The sequence below is a fragment of the Pseudomonas sp. TE3644 genome (assembly GCF_056278815.1).
Genome location: NZ_JBWBQF010000001.1, coordinates 3417456 through 3436339, shown reverse-complemented (window position 1 = coordinate 3436339; position 18884 = coordinate 3417456). Strand labels below are relative to the sequence as shown.

General features: G+C 65.1%; 11 protein-coding genes and 1 pseudogene. 6 read left to right on the top strand and 6 right to left on the bottom strand.

Features of this window, described 5'->3' with window-relative positions:
• Positions 1 to 42: 42 nt before the first annotated feature.
• From ACZ9GA_RS15020 to ACZ9GA_RS15005, 4 genes and pseudogenes are all read left to right on the top strand, one after another.
• The gene (locus ACZ9GA_RS15020) at positions 43 to 1344 is read left to right on the top strand and encodes a cation:dicarboxylate symporter family transporter (RefSeq protein WP_457361928.1); all 1302 of its coding nucleotides are present in this window, start codon (positions 43 to 45) and stop codon (positions 1342 to 1344) included.
• Positions 1341 to 2216 (top strand): NAD(P)-dependent oxidoreductase, encoded by an 876-nt coding sequence (locus tag ACZ9GA_RS15015; RefSeq protein WP_457361929.1) that lies wholly within the window; start codon positions 1341 to 1343, stop codon positions 2214 to 2216. The genes ACZ9GA_RS15020 and ACZ9GA_RS15015 overlap by 4 nt, the downstream gene beginning before the upstream one ends.
• 992 nt (positions 2217 to 3208) lie before the next feature.
• The gene (locus tag ACZ9GA_RS15010) at positions 3209 to 4855 is read left to right on the top strand and encodes an arylsulfatase (protein ID WP_457361930.1); all 1647 of its coding nucleotides are present in this window, start codon (positions 3209 to 3211) and stop codon (positions 4853 to 4855) included.
• A pseudogene (locus ACZ9GA_RS15005) lies at positions 4852 to 5862 on the top strand (formylglycine-generating enzyme family protein). Before ACZ9GA_RS15010 ends, ACZ9GA_RS15005 begins: the two are co-directional and overlap by 4 nt.
• A gap of 7 nt (positions 5863 to 5869) precedes the next feature.
• Here ACZ9GA_RS15005 and dctA read toward each other — a convergent pair.
• Together dctA and ACZ9GA_RS14995 are read right to left on the bottom strand one after the other, a co-directional pair.
• Complete coding sequence (dctA, locus tag ACZ9GA_RS15000; RefSeq protein WP_457361931.1) at positions 5870 to 7168, bottom strand: C4-dicarboxylate transporter DctA; 1299 nt, start codon at positions 7166 to 7168, stop codon at positions 5870 to 5872.
• Between the two features lie 69 nt (positions 7169 to 7237).
• A complete protein-coding gene (locus ACZ9GA_RS14995; RefSeq protein ID WP_457361932.1) occupies positions 7238 to 8593 on the bottom strand; it encodes a class-II fumarase/aspartase family protein in 1356 nt (451 codons plus the stop codon).
• 115 nt (positions 8594 to 8708) lie between these two features.
• Between ACZ9GA_RS14995 and ACZ9GA_RS14990 the strand changes: the two genes are divergently transcribed.
• Entirely contained in the window at positions 8709 to 9449 is a 741-nt protein-coding gene (locus ACZ9GA_RS14990) for a GntR family transcriptional regulator (protein WP_457361933.1), read from the top strand.
• Positions 9450 to 9632: 183 nt separating this feature from the next.
• On the top strand, positions 9633 to 10931 hold the full coding sequence (locus ACZ9GA_RS14985) for an ATP-binding protein (RefSeq protein WP_457361934.1): 1299 nt from the start codon (positions 9633 to 9635) through the stop codon (positions 10929 to 10931).
• Between the two features lie 122 nt (positions 10932 to 11053).
• Here the strand turns inward: ACZ9GA_RS14985 and ACZ9GA_RS14980 are convergent, their stop codons facing one another.
• From ACZ9GA_RS14980 to ACZ9GA_RS14965, 4 genes are all read right to left on the bottom strand, one after another.
• On the bottom strand, positions 11054 to 12220 hold the full coding sequence (locus ACZ9GA_RS14980) for a PAS domain-containing sensor histidine kinase (RefSeq protein ID WP_457361935.1): 1167 nt from the start codon (positions 12218 to 12220) through the stop codon (positions 11054 to 11056).
• Positions 12210 to 13025, bottom strand: coding sequence for an alpha/beta fold hydrolase (locus ACZ9GA_RS14975; RefSeq protein WP_457361936.1), 816 nt, complete (start codon positions 13023 to 13025; stop codon positions 12210 to 12212). The genes ACZ9GA_RS14980 and ACZ9GA_RS14975 overlap by 11 nt, the downstream gene beginning before the upstream one ends.
• Positions 13026 to 13317: 292 nt before the next feature.
• Complete coding sequence (locus ACZ9GA_RS14970; RefSeq protein WP_457361937.1) at positions 13318 to 16746, bottom strand: Ig-like domain-containing protein; 3429 nt, start codon at positions 16744 to 16746, stop codon at positions 13318 to 13320.
• 293 nt (positions 16747 to 17039) lie between these two features.
• A complete protein-coding gene (locus ACZ9GA_RS14965; RefSeq protein WP_457361938.1) occupies positions 17040 to 18308 on the bottom strand; it encodes an MFS transporter in 1269 nt (422 codons plus the stop codon).
• Positions 18309 to 18884: the final 576 nt, after the last annotated feature.

Here is an 18884-nt window from a genome sequence, read left to right as displayed (position 1 = left end):
TGCGAGCCTCAAAACACATAAAAACAACAATTGAGGTACGCCATGAAATGGCTTGGAAAGCTATACATCCAGGTGCTGATCGCCATGGCCCTGGCCATTGCGCTGGGCCTGCTGGCACCCGAGGTAGCGGTGCAGATGAAGCCCCTGGGCACCGCGTTCATCGCCCTGCTGAAAATGCTGCTGGGGCCGATCATCTTTTTCACCGTGGTCCACGGCATCGCCCACATAGGCGACTTCCGCCGCTTGGGCCGCATCGGCATCAAGACCTTGCTGTACTTCGAAGTGGTCAGCACCCTGGCCATGCTCACCGGCTTCGTGGTGGTGTCGCTGGTACGCCCCGGCGATGGCCTGCACCTGCACATGGCCGACACCCTCACCGGCGAGGCCGCAGGGCAGAGTGCAGCCTTGGCCGCCGACAGTTTCAGCCTCAGCCACTTCATGCTCTCGATCATCCCGCGCACGTTGGGCGCGGCCTTCGTGGATGGCGAGATTCTGCCGGTGCTGTTCGTCTCGGTGCTGGTGGGCGTGGCCCTGGCGCAGTGCGCCAAGCCTGACTGGGTAGGCCTGCGGCTGCTTAACGAAGGGCAGACCGTCATCTTCAAATTGCTGGGCTACATCATGCGCCTGTCGCCGCTGGGGGCGTTCGGCGCCATGGCGGCGGCGGTGGGCAGCTATGGGCATTCGACCCTGCTGTACCTGCTGCGCTACATCTTCACCTACTACGCCAGCGTGCTGATTTTCATCTTCCTGATACTGGGCAGCGTGGCGGCGTTGGCGGGGTTCTCGCTGATCAAGATCCTGCGGGTGATCAAGGAGGAAGCCATCATCGCCATGGGCACTGCCTCCAGCGAAGCGGCGTTTCCGCGCCTGGTGGACAAGCTCAAGCAGGCCGGCTGCGATGAAGCGGTGGTGGGTTTCGTGCTGCCGGCCGGCTACAGCTTCAACATTGATGGTGCCTGCCTGTACATGGCGTGCGGCCTGGGCTTTCTGGCCCAGGCCACCGACACCTCATTGTCGCTGGGCCAGCAGTTGAGCCTGCTGGGCGTGATGCTGCTGACCTCCAAGGGCGGTGCCGGCTCGGCCGGCGGTGCGGTGATCAAACTGGCCGCCACGTTGCAGACCGTGCGCGTGCTGCCCATGGGCGCCGTGGGCCTGCTGTTCGGCATCGACCGGGTGCTGGCCATCGCCACTTCCACCACCAACGTCATCGGCAACAGCGTCGCGGTGTTCGTGATTTGCCGGTGGGAAAAACTCTTCGATCGTCAGCGCTTCGACGCCTACCTCAACCACCCGGAACGCGCCCAGTCGGCGCCTGTTGCCACCTTGCCAGAGAGTTCGAAATGACAGACCAACCCCTTCGCATTGCCCTGATCGGTTTCGGTGAAGCCGGCGGGATTCTGGGCCAGGACCTGGCCGCCCAGGGCCTGCACGTCAGTGCCTATGATCGCCTGGGCGAACCGCTGCGCGCCAAGGCTACGGCCGCGGGCGTCGCGTTGTGTGCCAGCGCCGCCGAGGCGGTCGAGGGTGCCAACCTGATTTTCAGCGCCGTGACCGCCGGTTCTGCCCTGGGGGTGGCCCAACAGGTGGCCGCGTTGATGACGGCCGAGCAGGTGTTCATCGACATCAACTCCGTGGCGCCCAACACCAAGCGCACTGCCTGTGCGGCGGTGCAGGCGGCGGGTGGCAGTTACGTCGACGCCGCGGTGATGGCGCCGGTGCCGCCGCAGCGTTTGCAGACGCCCATCCTGCTGGGCGGCGAGAAGGCCGAGCAGGTGCGTGCCTGGCTGGCGCCGTTGGGGTTTAACGTGCGTGTGGTGGCCGAGGAGATCGGCGTGGCCTCGGCGATCAAGATGTGCCGCAGTGTGATGATCAAGGGGTTGGAGGCGTTGACGACGGAGTGCTTGTCGACGGCGCGTCAGTATGGCGCCGAAGATGCGGTGTTGGCTTCGTTGCACAAGAGCTTTCCCAGTATGGGGTGGGATGCGGAGTTGCCGCATTACCTGATCAGTCGGGTGGCGGAGCATGGGCGGCGGCGGGCGGAGGAGATGGAGGAGGTGGCCAAGACGGCTGCTGATGTTGGCGTGACGCCGCACATGAGTCAGGCGATCGTCGCTACCCAGCGGGGGTTGGTGGAGCGCATGGCGCAGCAGGGTATGACTTATGGCGATACGTTGCCGTTTGACTGGACACGCTTGGTGGACAACTTGGCACCGTAGCCGCTGCCGAAGGCTGCGCTGGCCGGCCGAACCAACGAAAATCTTCAGCAAGGCAGCTGTTTATACCCAGCCCTCAAGTACACCGCGAACCGCTTTTGCTTCCGTGAGGCCTTTGATCTTGATTGTGTGCCCCCGTTAGAGCCCAGGGCCGACCGGAGACGTCGATCAAGCGGCCTTCAGCGTAGCTGAAGGAGACGGAACCGGAGGCGCTTCTATTCCGGGCCGTCGTCCGCTTGGTCGACGTCGGAGGGAGGGGACCCGGAGCGAAGCGTAGGGACCGGGCTCGGGGGCAAGACCTTTTTGGTTACTTTTTGGGGCGTTTGCCAAAAAGTGACCCGCCGTAAGGGCGGAAAGGTGATTCGGCATCACCCGAGATAATGGATATGCTCACGGTCTGCGGATCCCGCTTTTTCGTTCGCGGGCATATCCATTGCTGCGGGTGCGACCACCGACGGTTCCGCTTTTACAGCGGGTCACTTTTGGCAGTCGCCCCAAAAGTAACCAAAAGGTCTCGGCCCCAGCTCGGCCCCTACGCTGCGCTTCGGGTCCCCTCCCTCCGGCGTTGCCCACGCGGCTAAACGGCACCCGCTATAGAAGCGGGCGGGCTGCCGTTTCCTTCGGCTGCGCCGAAGGGCCCTGCGGGCAGCCGCGTGGGCAACGCCTCCAGTCGGGCCTGAGCTTAACGGGGCCAAGATCAAGATCAAAAGCAAGATCAAAAGCAAGATCAAAAGCAAGATCAAAAGCCAGATCAAAAGCCAGAGCCAGAGCCAGAGCCAGAGCCAGAGCCAGAGCCAGAGCCAGAGCATCAGCAACAACAACATGGACCGACTGCGGACCTATCCACCAAACAAATACCTCCCATCCACCAATCGAATTTCTCCCCTGCTAGCAACACAGGCAATCTTGCACCTGCCACCCCCACCTCAAAACAATAACAACCAGACCGTCCCCCAAACACACGGGCAACAACGGTCCTGTTCAAGGAGCGAACCTTGGCTAACATCCTGCCTGTACTACGTCGCCTATCATCCGCAATCCTTCTGCTACCCCTGGCCGCCCTGGCCACCGAACCCCCACGCCCCAACATCCTGCTGATCCTGGCCGATGACCTGGGCTACTCCGACCTGGGCGCGTTCGGCGGCGAAATCTCCACCCCCAACCTCGACAAACTGGCCCATCAAAACCTGCAACTGACCAACCTCTACGCCGCACCCACCTGTTCACCCACCCGCTCGATGCTCATGTCCGGCACCGATAACCACCTCGCCGGGCTGGGCACCATGGCCGAGAGCCTGCAGCCGTTCCAGCAAGGAAAACCCGGCTACGAGGGCTTCCTCAACCAGCAGTCACAGTCCATCGCGCAACTGCTCAACGACGGCGGTTACGCCACCTTCATGGTCGGCAAATGGCACCTGGGCCTTGCGCCTGAACAAGGGCCGAGCCGAAGGGGCTTCGAGCACTCGTTCTCGATGCTCGAAGGCGGCGCCGCGCACTTCAAGCCGGCCGGGGTCAACCCGAGCAAGATCGAGCAGGTGCACTACGTGGAAGACGGCAAGCCGGCACAGTTGCCGGACGATTTCTATTCCACCGATTTCTACACCGACAAGATGCTCAGCTACCTCAAGCAGAACCAGGGCAGCGGCCGGCCGTTTTTTGCCTATACCGCGTTTACCTCGCCCCACTGGCCGTTGCAGGCGCCGGCGGCTTACCTGGACAAATACCGTGGCCACTACGACCAGGGTTACGACACCACGCGCCTGGCACGCATCGAGCGCTTGAAGCAACTGAACCTTATCCCGGCCGACTTCGAGCCAGCACAGACCCTGCCCGCCAACCCGCAACTGCCCACCTGGGACCAGCTGGACGCCCAGGCCAAGCAGGTGGAGGCGCGCAAGATGGAGATCTACGCGGCCATGGTCGACAACCTCGACCACAACGTCGGGCGTCTGCTGGATTACCTGGCCAGCAGCGGCCAGTTGGACAACACCCTGGTGATTTTCATGTCCGACAACGGCGCCGCCGCCGAGCGCCACGAGCAGTTCTTTCCCAAGGGGCCGAACACCGATAACAGCCTGGCCAACCTGGGCAAGGTCAATTCGCAGATTGATTACGGCGCGCGCTGGGCAGAGGTCAGCGCGGCGCCGTTCCGTCTGTTCAAAGGCACCACGGCTGAAGGTGGCATCAGCGTGCCGGGCATCGTCAAGATGCCGCGCAATCTGCATCGCCAAGGCATCGAGCGCGACATTGCGCGGGTCGATGACCTGGCGCCGACGTTCCTGACATTGGCCGGCATCGCCGACCCGGGCAGCCAGTACAAGGGTGCGCCCAAGCACCCCATCACCGGCGTCACCCTGGTGCCGATGCTCGAAGGGCAGGGCCCGGCGCACCCGGCGCAGTCGGCGCTGGCGGGGGAGTTGTTCGGCAACCTGTATTACCGCCAGGGCGACCTGAAATTGCTGGCGCTGCATCCGCAAGCCACCTTTGGCGGCGGCTCGCAGCCACTGGTGTGGCACCTGTACAACATCGCCAACGACCGTGGCGAGGTGCATGACCTGGCGGATCAACAACCGGCGGACATGGAGCGCCTGCGCGCCGCCTGGCAAAGCTATGCCCGGCAAGTGGGCGTTGTGGCGCCATGAGCGGCCATCGACGCATCGCCGCCGTGATCACGGCGGTGGCCGCAGCCGCGTGCATCGGCGGCTACGCCAGCGTGGCCGGCACCCGGCTGGGCAGCCCCCGTGGTTGTGCCAGCTACGCCGGGGTGCCGCCCGGCTGGCCGCAATTGCCCCACGGCGGCATGCAGTTGATCCGCGGCGGCACCTACACGCCCGGCAGCCAGCAGGGCTACCGCGATGAGTGGCCCAGCGGGCAGGTCACCGTGGGCGACTTCTGGATCGACCGCACCGAGGTCACCGTCGCGCAGTTCGCCGCGTTCGTGGCCGCCACCGGCTACATCACCGATGCCGAACGCCAGGGCGGCGGAGCGTTGTTTCGCATTCCCACCCAGGAGGATGCGCAAACCTCGACGTTGCCTTGGTGGCATTTCGTCAAGGGTGCCGACTGGCGACACCCGTAAGGCCCTGAGGGCGGCGAGGGCCCAAGCAACCTGCCGGTGTCGCTGGTCACCCTCAACGATGCCCAGGCCTATGCCCAGTGGCTGGGCAACGAACTGCCCACCGAAGCGCAATGGGAGTACGCAGCCCGAGGGGGCAGGGCGCAGGATGAGTTGAGCGAGACGCCGGTGGACGATAAAGGTCATCCCACGGCCAATTACTGGCAAGGCGTGTTCCCGGTGGTCAACACCGCCGAGGACGGCTATGTCGGCCCGGCACCGGTGGGCTGCTTCGCCGCCAACGGCTACGGGCTGTACGACATGATCGGCAACCTGTGGGAGTGGACGCGCGACCTGTACACCGGCGCCGTGCAGGGCCACGCCAATGGCGACCCGGCGAAGCTGGGCTTCCTGCCGTTGTTCAACACGCATCAGCAGGTGATCAAGGGCGGCTCGTTCCTGTGCGCGGCCAATTACTGCATGCGTTATCGCGCTTCGGCCCGCGAGCGTCAGGAGGCCGAGCTGGCCACTGCGCATGTTGGCTTCCGCACTGTTCGCGAGGTGGGCCGGACGGTGTTGGTCGCCCGGCCCTGAGCCACCCTCACAGCACGGCGTTGGGCTGCCGGCCGAGTACGCGGGTGTACTCGGCGCGGGCGGTCTGCTCGGTGAACTCCCCCGCCCATTTCGACACCACCACCGTCGCCACGCTGTTGCCAATGGTGTTGCAAGTAGCGATGGCCATGGACATGAAGCGGTACACGCCAAACAGCAGCGCCAAGCCTTCCACCGGTAGATGGCCGATGGCGGTGACGGTGGCGGCGAATACCACGAAGCTGCCACCCGACACAGCGGCAGCCCCCTTGGAGGTCACCAGCATGATCAGCACGATGCCCAATTGCTGTTCCCAACTCAGCGGCACGCCATAAGCGTTGGCGATGAACAGCACGCACATGGACATGTAGATCGAGGTGCCGTCCAGGTTGAACGCATAGCCGGTGGGCAGCACCAGGCCAACGCTCTGCTTGGAGCAGCCGAACTTCTCCAGCTTCTGCAACAAGCGAGGCAGGGCGCTTTCCGAGGAGGCGGTGCCCAGCACGATAAACACCTCATCCTTGATGTACTTCAAGAAGCGCCACAGGCTGAACCCGGACAATCGACACACTGCGCCCAGCACCACGAAGATGAAGAACGCCACGCCCACGTAGAACATCAGCACCAGGTTGGCCAGTGACATCAGCACCGCGCTGCCGTTGCTGCCCACCGCGTAGGCCACCGAGCCGAAGGCGCCCAGCGGGGCGAATTTCATGATCAGGTTGATGAACTCGAAGAAGCATTCCGAGACCCGGCTCAAGCCGTCCTCGATCACCGCACGGCGCTCGGCCTTCAGCGCCAGCAGGGCGAAACCGAACAGCACCGCGATCACCAGCACCTGCAACAGCTGACCACCGGCGAAGGCGCCGACGAAGTTGTCGGGGAACACCCCGTACAGAAAGTCCAGGGTCGAGGTCGGTGCATGCCCCTTGGCCACGGCGGCACTGGCCGCGGCTGCCGTGACGCTGCTGGCGTGGGCGTCGTGCATGCCCGAACCGATGTGCAGCAGGTTGCCCCACAGCAGGCCCACGGCCAGGGCAAAGGTGGACACCACTTCGAAATAGATCAGCGCCCGCAGGCCAACCTTGCCCACGCGCTTGATGTCGCCGGCCGAGGCAATGCCGTGCACCACGGTGAAAAACACCAGGGGTGCGACGGCGGTCTTGATCAGCTTGAGGAAAATATCGCCCAGTATCTTGAAGCTGGCGGCCAGCTCCGGGGCAATGAAACCGACCGCGATACCCAACGCCATGGCCGCGACGACCTGGAACGTGAGGTCCTTGTAGAACGGTTTTTTGGAGGTAGACATGTCTGCACTCTCATTGTTGTTATTGAACAGCAGAAAGGGCCCGCTCACCGGCAAGCCCGTGCAGCGTGATCAGCGTTTGACGGCACCCTCGCGCGCCAGGGCGATGTCCACCATCTGCGGGGCCAGGCCCAGGTAGTTGGCCGGGTCGGTCAGGCGCTTGAGCGCCTCCACGTCCAGCTCGGCAGTGGCCTCGCCCTGGGCCAGCAGTGCGTCGAGCAGGCTGGTGCCCTGGTCGTTGGCCATGCGGCAGGCGGCGTACACCACGTCGTGGGCCACCTGGCGGCCCAGCGCCGGGGCCAGCCCCATCATCACCGCCTCGGCCACGATCAGGCCTTGGGTCATGTCGAGGTTTTTGCGCATGCGCTCGGTGCGCACTTCAAGCCCGGCCAGCATGAACTTGGCCTGGCCCAGGGACGCGGCGCTGAGGGCAAAGGCCTCGGGGATGGCAATCCACTCCGCCTGCCATGGGCCAGTGGAGCGCTCGAAGTCCTGGATCATCGCGTCCAGCATCAGCCCGGCCTGCTGGCGCACACCCTTGGCGGCGGCGTACATCAGCTCGCAGGAAATCGGGTTGCGCTTCTGCGGCATGGTGCTGCTGGCGCCACGGCCCTTGACGAAGGGCTCGTACACCTCGCCCAGCTCGCTGGTCATCATCATCATCACGTCCAGCGCCACCTTGCCCAGGGAACCGGTAACCAGGCCGAGGAAGTTCAGGGTTTCCGCCAGGCCGTCACGGGCCACGTGCCAGGTAGCCTGCGGCACGCCCAGGCCCAGCTCGGCCATCAGCGCCTGCTGCACTTCCAGGCCCTTGTCGCCCAGGGAGGCGAGGGTGCCGGCGGCGCCGGCGAACTGGCCCACCTCGACGCGCGGGCGCAGCTGCACCAGGCGTTCGGCATGACGATCGAACATGCTCAGCCACACCGCGCACTTGTAGCCGAAGGTGATCGGCAGGGCGTGCTGCAGGTGCGTGCGGCCGGCCATGGGCGTGTCGCGATAACGCTTGGCCAGGTCGGCCAGCAGCCCGCGCACGGCCTGGATATCACGTTCCACCAGGGCCAGGGCGGCACGCACCTGCAGCACCACGGCGGTGTCCATGATGTCCTGGGTGGTGGCGCCCCAGTGCACATAGCGGCCGGCTTCGCCGCAGATTTTCGACAGTTGTTCCACCAGCGGCAGAATCGGGTAGCCGACGATCTCGGTCTCGTGCTGCATCAGCGCCAGGTCCAGGGCTTCAAAGGTCGACAGGGCGGCGATCTGTTCGGCGGCCTCGCCCGGGATCACCCCGCAGCGGGCTTCGGCGCGGGCCAGCGCCACTTCCACTTCGATGTAGCGCTGTATCAGGGCTTGGTCGGAGAACACGTTGCGCATCTCGGCGGTGCCGAACATGTCGCGGAACAGGGCGGAGTCGAAAACGGTGCTGGACATGGGGAGATCCTGAAATGTTGTTATTGACCGGACATAATTAATATGTCCGGACATAATTCTTGCGCTCTCACTGATACACTGTCAACTCGAAAAACGGCCAGGGCTGACAGAAGGTATGAGCGGGACGCGCTACGCGGTGGTGGCAAAGGACTTGATGGACGGCATCGCCAGTGGGCGATACCCGGTGGGCTCACTGCTGCCCACCGAATTCGAGCTGTGCGAGTTGTACGAAGTCAGCCGCCATACCGTGCGCGCGGCCATCACCCAATTGCAGACCCAGGGCATGGTCTCGCGGCGCAAAAAGGTCGGCACCCGCGTCGAGGCTGCCTCGCCCCGGGGCGGCTACTCCCAGTCCCTGGCCACGGTGGCCGACCTTGCGCACCTGGCCGACACCCACGTGCGCAGTATTCAGGAGGTGTCCCACTTCGTCGCCGACACCGCCCAGGGCCAGCGCCTGGGGCTGGTGCCGGGCGAGCATTACTTCTGCGTGTCGAGCATCCGCGTGGACCGCGCCAATGCCCTGGCGCCGCTGTGCTGGACGGATGTGTATGCCCATGCGCAGTACGACGCGGTCATCGCCCTGGCCGAGCAGCACCCGGACCAGTTGATTGCCGGCTTGATCGAGCAACACTTCGGCCGGCCGATTGGCGTGGTGGACCAGCAGGTGAGGGCGGTGGTGCTGGCACCGGAGATTGCTCGCCACCTGCATGCCGAGGTGGGCTCGCCGGGGTTGAATATCCTGCGCCAGTACCGCGACGAGGCGGGGGTGACCATGGCGGTCTCGGAGACGTTGCACCCGGCGGACCGGTTTACTCTGGTGACGCAGATGCGGCGCGAGAAGGCGCCGGAGGCCTGATCCCGCGACAGGCGGCGTCTGCATCGCGGCCAAGGCCGGCTCCTACCACCGACCGTGTAGGAGCCGACTTTAGTCGCGATACAGACGACGCGGTATCAAGACAGTCCGTGAAGCTATTGATGGACAATTCACGGCTCACCCTCCAATCATCTATCCTCGGAAGCAACCTACGATGACGGCCCCATGATCCTGCGCCATTTCACCACCATCCGCGGCCAGATCCTGGCGCTCGTGACCGGCTCGTCCGTGGTCACGTTCCTGATCTTCCTGGGCCTGCTGTTCCTGCCCGGCGGCCCGCCCAGCCCGCCGTGGCCGTGGCAGACCACCTACCGGGTGACCAGCCTGGTGCAGATGCTGCGGGCCACCCCGCCCGAGGAGCGCGAGCATCTGCAGGGTGCCGCCCAGGCCCTGGGCCTGAAGATGACCCTGCTACCCAGCATCGCGCCGTGCCCGGACAGCAACCTCAATTCCCGCGACCTGCAAAAGGCCTTGCGCGATGAACTGGGGCCTGAGCAGCCGGTCAGCGCCCACGCCTGCAACCCCGACGCCGATCAGGCCAATATCCAGATTCTGGTACCGTTGGGCGAGCAGACGCTGGAGGTGCGCACCATGCGCATCGAGCGCGAGCCGCCGCGTTTTTCTTTCCCGTTCTTCGGTGCCTTGCTGTTTCTGTGCGTGGGCGTGGCCGCGCTGTCGGCCTGGGCCGCGTTGCGGGTGGTGCGCCCGTTGCGGCGGCTGTCCGACCAGGCCGAGGCCTTTGGCCGCGACATCGTGGTGGCGCCGATCGTGGAGGAGGGCCCGCTGGAAATTCGCCGCGCCGCCCACGCCTTCAATCTGATGCAGCAGCGCATCACCGCCTCCATCGAAGGCCGCACGCGCATGCTCGCCGCCGTCAGCCACGACCTGCGCACGCCGCTGACGCGCATGCGCCTGCAACTGGAAACCGACCGCAAGGAAATTTCCCGGGACAAACTGATCCGCGACATCAGCCTGCTGCAGACCATGGTCAGCTCGGCGCTGGCGTACCTGAGCAGCAGTTCCCATGCCGAGAAAAAGGAGCGCCTGGACCTGGGCGCGTTGCTGTCGACCTTGTGCGACGACTACGAGGACGCCGGCGCCAACATTGCCTACGATGGGCCGTTGCAATTGACCTTCCTGTGCCGCCCGGACGCGATCCAGCGAGTGATGTGCAACCTGATCGACAACGCCCTGGGTTTCGCCACGCAGGTGATGGTCAGTGCCACGGCGGTGGACGGCGTGATCACCGTCGAAGTGGCCGACAACGGCCCCGGCATCGACCCGGCGCGGCTCAAGGATGTGATCGAACCGTTCTTCCGCCTCGACCCGTCACGCGGCGACCGGCCTGGCAGCGTCGGCCTGGGGCTGTCCATCGTCAATGACATCGTGCAGGCGCACAACGGCACCCTGAGCCTGTCCAACCGCACCCCTCATGGGCTGTTGGCGCGCATAGTGTTCAGTTAAAACCAGCCCCATCGCAGCAGCGACACCTTACCCTCCTGTGTGGGACCGGGCGAAGCTCGGGAAGGGAACGACTCGCTGCTCCTGCCAACCGCTTCCCGAGCTTCGCCCGGTCCCACATGGGTTTACGCCTGAGGAAAACTCAGGGTGAAGGTGGTGCCAGCCTGCGCTTGTGAGCACACCGCTACGCTGCCCCCATGGGCGGCAGCAATTTCCCTGACGATGAACAGCCCCAGCCCCACGCTGCGCAGGTCATCATGAATGTGCGTGCCGCGGGTCATGGGCTCGAACAAGTCCGCGATCAGCGGTTCACTGATCGGCGGACCGAAGTTGTGCACGGCAATGACGGTCTCGGCGGCCGTTATCCGCGAGGTCACCGTGATGGGGTGGCTGCAGTCGCCGTACGCCACGCTGTTGGCGACCAGGTTGCCGATGATCTGCGACACGCGGTCGGCGTCCAGGCACGCGGTGCCCGCGCCTTCGCAGACATGGCGCAGGTTGGCCTGGACAAACGCCACCCGCAGCTCTTCCACGCAATGGGCCACCAGCGGGTGCGGGTCGATCGGCGCCGGTACTACGGTGATGCCGCGGCCCACGCGTGCCACCGCCAGGTCCAGCAGGTCGGAGACCATGCGCGTGGCGCGGTCCGCCGAACCTTCGATGCTGCCCAGCAACCGGGTTTCCTGCGGCGTGCGCTGCCCGCGGTTGAGGAACTGGGTGGCCATCTTGATGGCGGTCAGCGGGTTTTTCAGGTCATGGCTGACAATCGCCACCATCTGCTCGGCAAAGGTGGCCCGGCGTTGCGCCTTGGCGTAGGCCTGGGTGAGCTCGTCCTGGGCCGCCCGCAAGGCCTGCTCGGTGGCGGACTTTTCCTGGAGCAGCTGTTCGGCCGTTTTGCGCGCCTGCAGCAGTTCGCGCTCGTACTTGTCGCGATCGGCGGTGGCGAAGAAGGCCAGCTCCACGAACACGCCGGCCTCCCGCTCACGCCGCACACCGTTGACCAGCAGGGTGATGAGCCGGCCGTCGTGGTGAATCAGGTCGAGTTTTACCTCCGCCACCGAGCCTTGCATCTTGAGCAGCGGCGCCAGGTGCGTCTGGTGGAAGATTTTGCCGCCCATGGTCAGCAGGTCCTGGAAACGACGTGCGTGCACGGCCTGGTCACTGAGGCCCAGCCACTGGCTGAAGGTACGGTTGGCGCGCAGGATCTGACCATTTTCCGTGGTGACCAGCAGGCCGCAGGGGGCCTCTTCAAACAATGCTTCGGTACTGGGGCTACCGGCATCAGCACTCATGCCCGGCCTCCCAGGGCGTGAGGAAGGCATCCATGGCTTGCGAACAGGCGGTGGGCACGCTCATGTGCGGGCAGTGCCCCACGTTTTCCACCAGGCACAGGGTGCTGTTGGGCATGACCGCGTGCAGATGCTCACCGACCGCGATGGGGGCGATCAGGTCGTCCGTGGATTGCAGAATCAAGGTGGGTGTCTGCAGGCCCGCCACGTCGCGGCGGTTGTCGGACAGGAAGGTCGCCCGGGCGAACTGCTTGGCAATGTCCGGCTCGGTGCGGCAGAAACTGTTGGTCAGTTCCTCCCCCAGCGCCGGTTGGCCCGGGGCGCCCATGATGACCGGGGCCATGGTGCTGGACCAGCCCAGGTAATTGCTGTCCAGGGTGTCGAGCAGCGAGGCGATATCCGCCTCGTTGAACCCGCCGATATAACTGCCGTCGTTGATGTAGCAGGGCGACGGGCCGATCATCACATGCCCGGCGATGCGCCCCGGCAATTGCCGGTCGGCCAGTACACCGATCATGGCGCTGACGGAGTGCCCCACGACGATGACCGGGGCCTGGTCCAGCGATTCGATCAGTTCGACCAGGTCGGCCGCGTAACCGGCCAGCGAGCTGTATTTGCCCGCGTCGTACTGGCTGATATCCGACTTGCCCGCGCCCACCAGATCGTACAGCACCACACGAAAGCGCCCGCTGAAGTGCGGGGCAAGGTAGCGCCACATGGATTGGTCGCAGCCAAACCCGTGGGAAAAGACCAGCGTCGCCGCGCCGTTTCCGCAGATGTGGACATTGTTGCGATGCTGGACAGACATGAGAATTCCGCAGTTTTACCGTTGCTGTGCACCTGCAAAATACCGTATCGAGGTATGTGCATCAGTGGCTGGATTAACCTTGGGATGTTAGCAGCCTTGCCCCAGTGGCGGGGCAATTAGTTGCGGGCTGGACAACCGGGGCCCCTGTAGCCGCTGCCGCCAGGCGGCGCTGGCCGGTGTGCCCCCTGAAAATCTCCAGTGGTGCACAGGGCCAGCGCAGCCTGACGGCAGCGGCTACGGGCGATCCAGCCCTAGGGGCCGTAGCCGGTTCCGCCAGGCCAGGCGGCGGTGATTACTGCACGGTGATGGGTACGGTCACCGATTTACCGAACGTTGAGTTGACGGTCACCGTCGGGCTGGCGGCCGGGCCGTTGCCGGTGGTGGTCACCGTGATTCGCCAGCGGGCGCCGGTGGAGGTGGTGGTCAATGTGGCGGTGCCCAGGTTCAGCGGGCCGCCGGTGGTGGCCGCCACCACGCTCAAGGTGTTGCCCGTGCCGCGCGTGGTGGTGCCCGACAGGTCCCACACATACCGGTTGCCGCTGCGGGCGGTGACTGAGGCGCTGCTGACCACCAAGTCCTCATTGACCGTCGTCGGTGCCGCCACCGCTACCGTCACGCTGGCTGCGGCGTCCGAGATCGCCCCCTTGGCGTCGCGGGCCCGGTAGGTGAAGCTGGCGTTGAACGCGGCAGCGATCGTGGTGGGCGGGGTGTAGGTCACGCGGGTACCGTCGGTGCTGACCACGCCCATGCCCGAGTCCGGCTGTTCCAGGCCGACTACGGTGAGCGGCACGTTGCCGTCCGGATCGGTGTCGTTGGCCAGCACGTTGATGCTCACCGGCTGGCCATTGCTGCTGGCGGCGGTGTCGGGGTTGGCGACGGGTTTCTTGTTGTCCGGCGGGGTGTCGTCCTCGTTGTCGTCGCCATCACCGTCGCCATCGCTATCAGCGCCACCACCGGTCCGGAAGGTGGGCAGGGCCACAGAGTTGACGTATTTCACCCCGTCCCAGCCCGGCAGCGGGGTGGGCATCAGCTGGAACTGGCCAGGGTTTTCAATGTCCCAGCGCAGCAGCATGGAGGAGTCCTCGTGCTGGGTGTTGTGGCAATGCTCCACAAAGGTACCGGCGAATTCGCGGAAACGAATGGCCATTTCCACTTCCACCGAACTGTCTACCTCCGGGCCCACGCGATACACGTCCTTGCGTGCCCATTTTTCCCAGTCGGGGGGCGCCTTGCCGTCGCGGCTCAGGATCACGCCTTCTTCGAAGTGCACGTGCACGGGGTGGCTCCAGCCGTTGCCGCCGTTCTTGATCTTCCACACTTCCAGCGTACCGTCCCCGGAGAAGCCGGCGTCGGTAGGGCCGTTAGCCAGTTGCGGGGCGGCGGTGATGCGCCGTGGGTCCATGGCATAGCCGATGCCGCCGTCGGTCTTGACCGTCCAGGGGGCTTCGTCGGTGCCATCGGAGCGGCCGAAGATGAACTCACGGTGGCGCGCTGCCTTGAGTTTAGACTGCATGGTCGCATCGTCGCGGTTCACGGTCAGCGGGATCATTTTCTTGCCCGCGGCCTTGCCGGGTTTGGCCGGCTCGTAGTCGGCAGGGTTCATGCTCACGTCCTGGCCGCTGTAGGACTGCACCACCAGTTGCAGGAACTTGCCCACCACCGGGTCGCCTTTGTCCCACTGTGGGCCCTTGCTGCTGGCCTTGAGCACGGCCTTGTATTTTTCCGACAGCACTTCGGCCAGGCTCACTTCCTCTTTCTCGGGGCCCTTGCCGGTTTTGTGCTCCATCAGGTTGACGAAGTACAGCTTGTCCCCGGTCTTGATCCCGTTTTTGGCGAAGTTAATGATGATGTCGTAGCGCTCGGCAATGGCCTGGGTGGGCAGGATGCCGTTGTGCTCCCTGGTATTGCCGTCGCCGTCCAGGTCCATGCTGCCGTCGAAGGGGACGGCGTGCTCCATGATGTTGCCGTCGTTGCCGATCATGTGGAACGGCACGCGGGCGTAGGACACGCCCGAGCCCGATGGCCCGGGGAACTCGCCGCCGGTGCCGGCGATTTCACGCACCACGGCCAGCTTGAAGTAGCGCGATACCGAGCCGTTGAGGATGCGGAAACGATAGGCGCGCGCCCGCACTTTCAGGCGCGGCTGGTACTGCCAGTTCACCAGCATCTGGTCACCCAGGAAGCCGTCGGTGTTGAAGGGGTTGAACCACAATTGGCCATTGGCGTCCCAGGCCTTGTCGGCCAGCACCAGGTTGACATCGTAGTCACGGTTGCCCCAGGGCATGGCCGAGCCGCTGGGCAGGCGCAGGTTGACGCCGTCTTCCAGCGCCTCGTTGCCGCGGTCCAGGGCGCTGTAGTAGTTCATCATCACCGCGTTGCCCTTGTAGACGTTCTGCGCGGTGAAATCGAGCATATGGTCGTGGAACCAGTGGGTGCTCATGGTCTCGCGCCAGTCGCCGCGGATCTTGATGGTGCCGTTGTTGCAGGTTTTCAGGCCGGGGCTTGTGTCATTCACCCACAAGGTTTCACCCGGCGCGCACGGGAAGGCGGCGCGCGGGTCCTGGGCGCTGGTGTTGATGGTGTCGTAGCCGGCCAGTTGCACCGGCCAGCGATAGTCGTAGTACTGGCCCGGGAAGAAGAAGGCGTTGGCGAAGCCGTCGCTTTCGGCCGGGGAGTGGCCGTTGTGTTCGTGGGTGCTGATGGTGTGCAGGCCAAAACCCATGTTCGCCGATGGGTCGATGGGCAGGGCGTTGTAGTGACGCATCAGCACTGGCTGGCCGTAGCGCACCATCAGCAGCTTGGCGGGGAAGGTGCCGTCGAAGGTCCACAGGGCGTTGTGGTTCTGCAGCGGGAAGTTGGGGTGGAAGCGCGTGTCGATGCCCTTGGTGGTGCCGGTGGTGGCCGGGATGTCGGAGGTCTGGTAGTACAGGCCGCCAGGGCCGAACTCGCCCACCGCGTAGTTGTGCAGTTGACGACGGTCACGCATGCCGGTGTTGATACGCGCGCCGGCCTGCGCGGTCTTGTACGCCACCTGGGGGTAGAACTCGTTCCAGCGCTGGTGCGACCAGCCTTTTCCTGGCGGCCGCCCTTCGGCGGGCGAACCGACCGGGTGGCGGTTGAGGAACATCTCGATCTGCGCCTTCCAGGGGTTGCGGTCCAGCACGTTGGAATACTGGGTGGGGAACGGCGACAGGCCGGGCTGACGCAGGAAGGCATCCAGCGCCGCGCCGGCGGGGCCGCTGCGGGCCACGTTGTTAGGGTCCTGGGCAGGCGCCGGGCCGATGGTGGGCACGGGGAAGGTCAACGACTGCGGCGGCGTGGTGGGGTCGAGTTTTTCCGTGCCGAATTCTTCGAACAACAGCAGTTGCTGGGTAAACGGCAGCGCGCCGAACAGGGGGCTGGGCTTGCCGTTGGTGGGGAAGTTGAACGAGGTCTGCACGCTGGGTGGCAGCACGTTCTCGACGCGCGTGGTGGCGCGGTCACCGAAGGCGCCATTGGGCAGTTCCAGGGATTCGTGGTTGGCCTCGGGCATCAGCTCCAGGGCTTCGAGCGCCGCCTTCGGGTCATCCGGGGGATTGGCGTAGGCCGAGACGTCGGTGGGCGGTGGGGCGCTGACGTCATCGATGGGGGAGGCTTCGGCGGTGCTGAGGCTTAAGTGCAGCAGCAAGGCGGCGGTGATCCCCGGTTTCTTGAAAAAGGGTGGGGCGGTAGTGGGTGTCATGGTGGGGCTCCCGGTGGTCCGTTTGGGCGGCAGACTCTGTTGGGAGGCAGATTGCAAAAGTGGAGCCAATGTCTTTTTTGATAAAAACTCGCACTTAAATCAATGGGGTAGGTGTTTGCGAAGGCTTTTGATTGGGTGGGGAACTTTCCGGTGCGGTGGGTGTAGTCCCCCATTCCCGGTGGCGGGCCCACCGCCCGTAGCCGCTGCCGAAGGCTGCGCTGGCCCCGTGTCCCACTGCAGATTTTCAGGATACAGACGGGCCAGCGCAGCCTGGCGGCAGCGGCTACGGGGCGTCAGGCGGCCTTGGTTTCCACCTCGCAGGCTTCATCCATCGCCGCCTGCAAATCTTCGGTCACCCGCAACTCCACCCCGGTCGGCGACATCTGCGCCGCTGCTGCAAACGGCGCGGCGCTTTCCGGCGCGGCGCGCTGGGTACGGCGCCAGGCAAAGTAGCCCACCATCAGCAGGTTGAGCAGGGCGAAGGCCCAGAACAGCCCGTCGTCGCCGACCTTGGCCATCAACTGGCCCACGGTCATGGGGCTCAGCGCCGAGCCGATGGAGTTGATCAGCAGCAAGCCCTGAATCATCGGCACCACGGCGCCCGCCGGCGCGCGGTCGGCCGAGTGGCTGACGGCCACCGGGTAGATGGCGAAAATCCCGCCACCGAGCAGGAACAGCGTAGCGCCCAGCAGCCAGCCGGAGATCGGCAGCGCGATAATGGCCAGTGACAGCACCAGGCACGCGGCGCACAACACCATCAGCACCCATTGCCGGTCCTGACGGTCAGACCAGCGTCCCACGGGGTATTGCAGCACCATGGCGCCCAGGATCACGCACGCCATCATCCGGCCCACCTCGCTCAGGTCCATGCCCCGGTGCTGCAGGTACAGTGGCAACAGGGTGTAGACCGCCGCGATCGCCACGCCGGAACCAAAGCAGCCCATCACCCCGGTTGGGGTGACGCGCAGCAGTTGCCGTGGGCTCAGGGCTTCAACGCGCTCCACCAGCGGCGTCACGCGCGGGATCATCACCACCGGCATCACCGACAGCGACGCCAGCATGCCGATGATCAGGAAGGGGGCGCTGTCGCCCATGCCCGACACCAGACCGATGGCCGCCTGGCCAAACATGCCCGAGCCGTACAGCGCAATCATGTACACCGCCAGCACGCGGCCGCGGGCCTTGGGGTCGGAAGCCAGCAGCAGCCAGCTCTCGATCACCAGGTACACGCCCACGCAGGCCCAGCCATTGATCAGACGCAAGATGAACCAGGCGCTGATGTCGTTGCCCAGCCCCTGCAACATCACGGTGACGGCGATCATCGAGGCGAAGCAGCTGTAGGCGCGGATGTGGCCGATGCGCAGGATCAGGCGGTCGTTGAAAAACGAACCCAGGGTCAGGCCGATGAAATAGGCAGAGGACACCAGCCCGATCTGCAGGGCAGAGGCGCCGGCGGCGTCCAGGCGCAGGGTGGTGATGGACGACAGCAGGCCGTTGCCCATGCTGACGATGAACAGCCCAAGCAAAGGCGCCAGCGCCATGGCCAGGAGTTGTGGAGACATTGAAACCTCGGGAGTGAAAACGCTGACGCGACGGGGCGATGGGCTGCTGGCGATGGAAACGGGCGGCGCAAAAGGCTTGAGTACGCGGCCGCCGGAAATGGCGGCGCGCAGATTCTATGGATTTTTTGGCGTTTGGCTAGTGCCGTCTGGCGTGGTGCCTGCCAAGCAATGGTGGTTGAGACGTTTTGTCGCAGCGGCGGGCTGGCAGGTAATCTGTAGCCGCTGCCGCAGGCTGCGCTGGCCCTGAGCCCCGCTGCAGATCTTCAGGGTTCACACCGGCCAGCGCAGCCTGGCGGCAGCGGCTACAGCGCGATTCATCTGTGGGACCGGGCGAAGCTCGGGAAGGGTTCGGCGCGGAAGGCGGGTGGGCCGCTTCCCGAGCTTCGCCCGGTCCCACAGGGAAGGGGGCAACCGTACGTAGCCGCTGCCGCAGGCTGCGCTGGCCCTGAGCCCCGCTGCCGATCTTCAGGGTTCACACCGGCCAGCGCAGCCTGGCGGCAGCGGCTACAGCGCGATTCATGTGTGGGACCGGGCGAAGCTCGGGAAGGGTTCGGCGCGGAAGACGGGTTGGCCGCT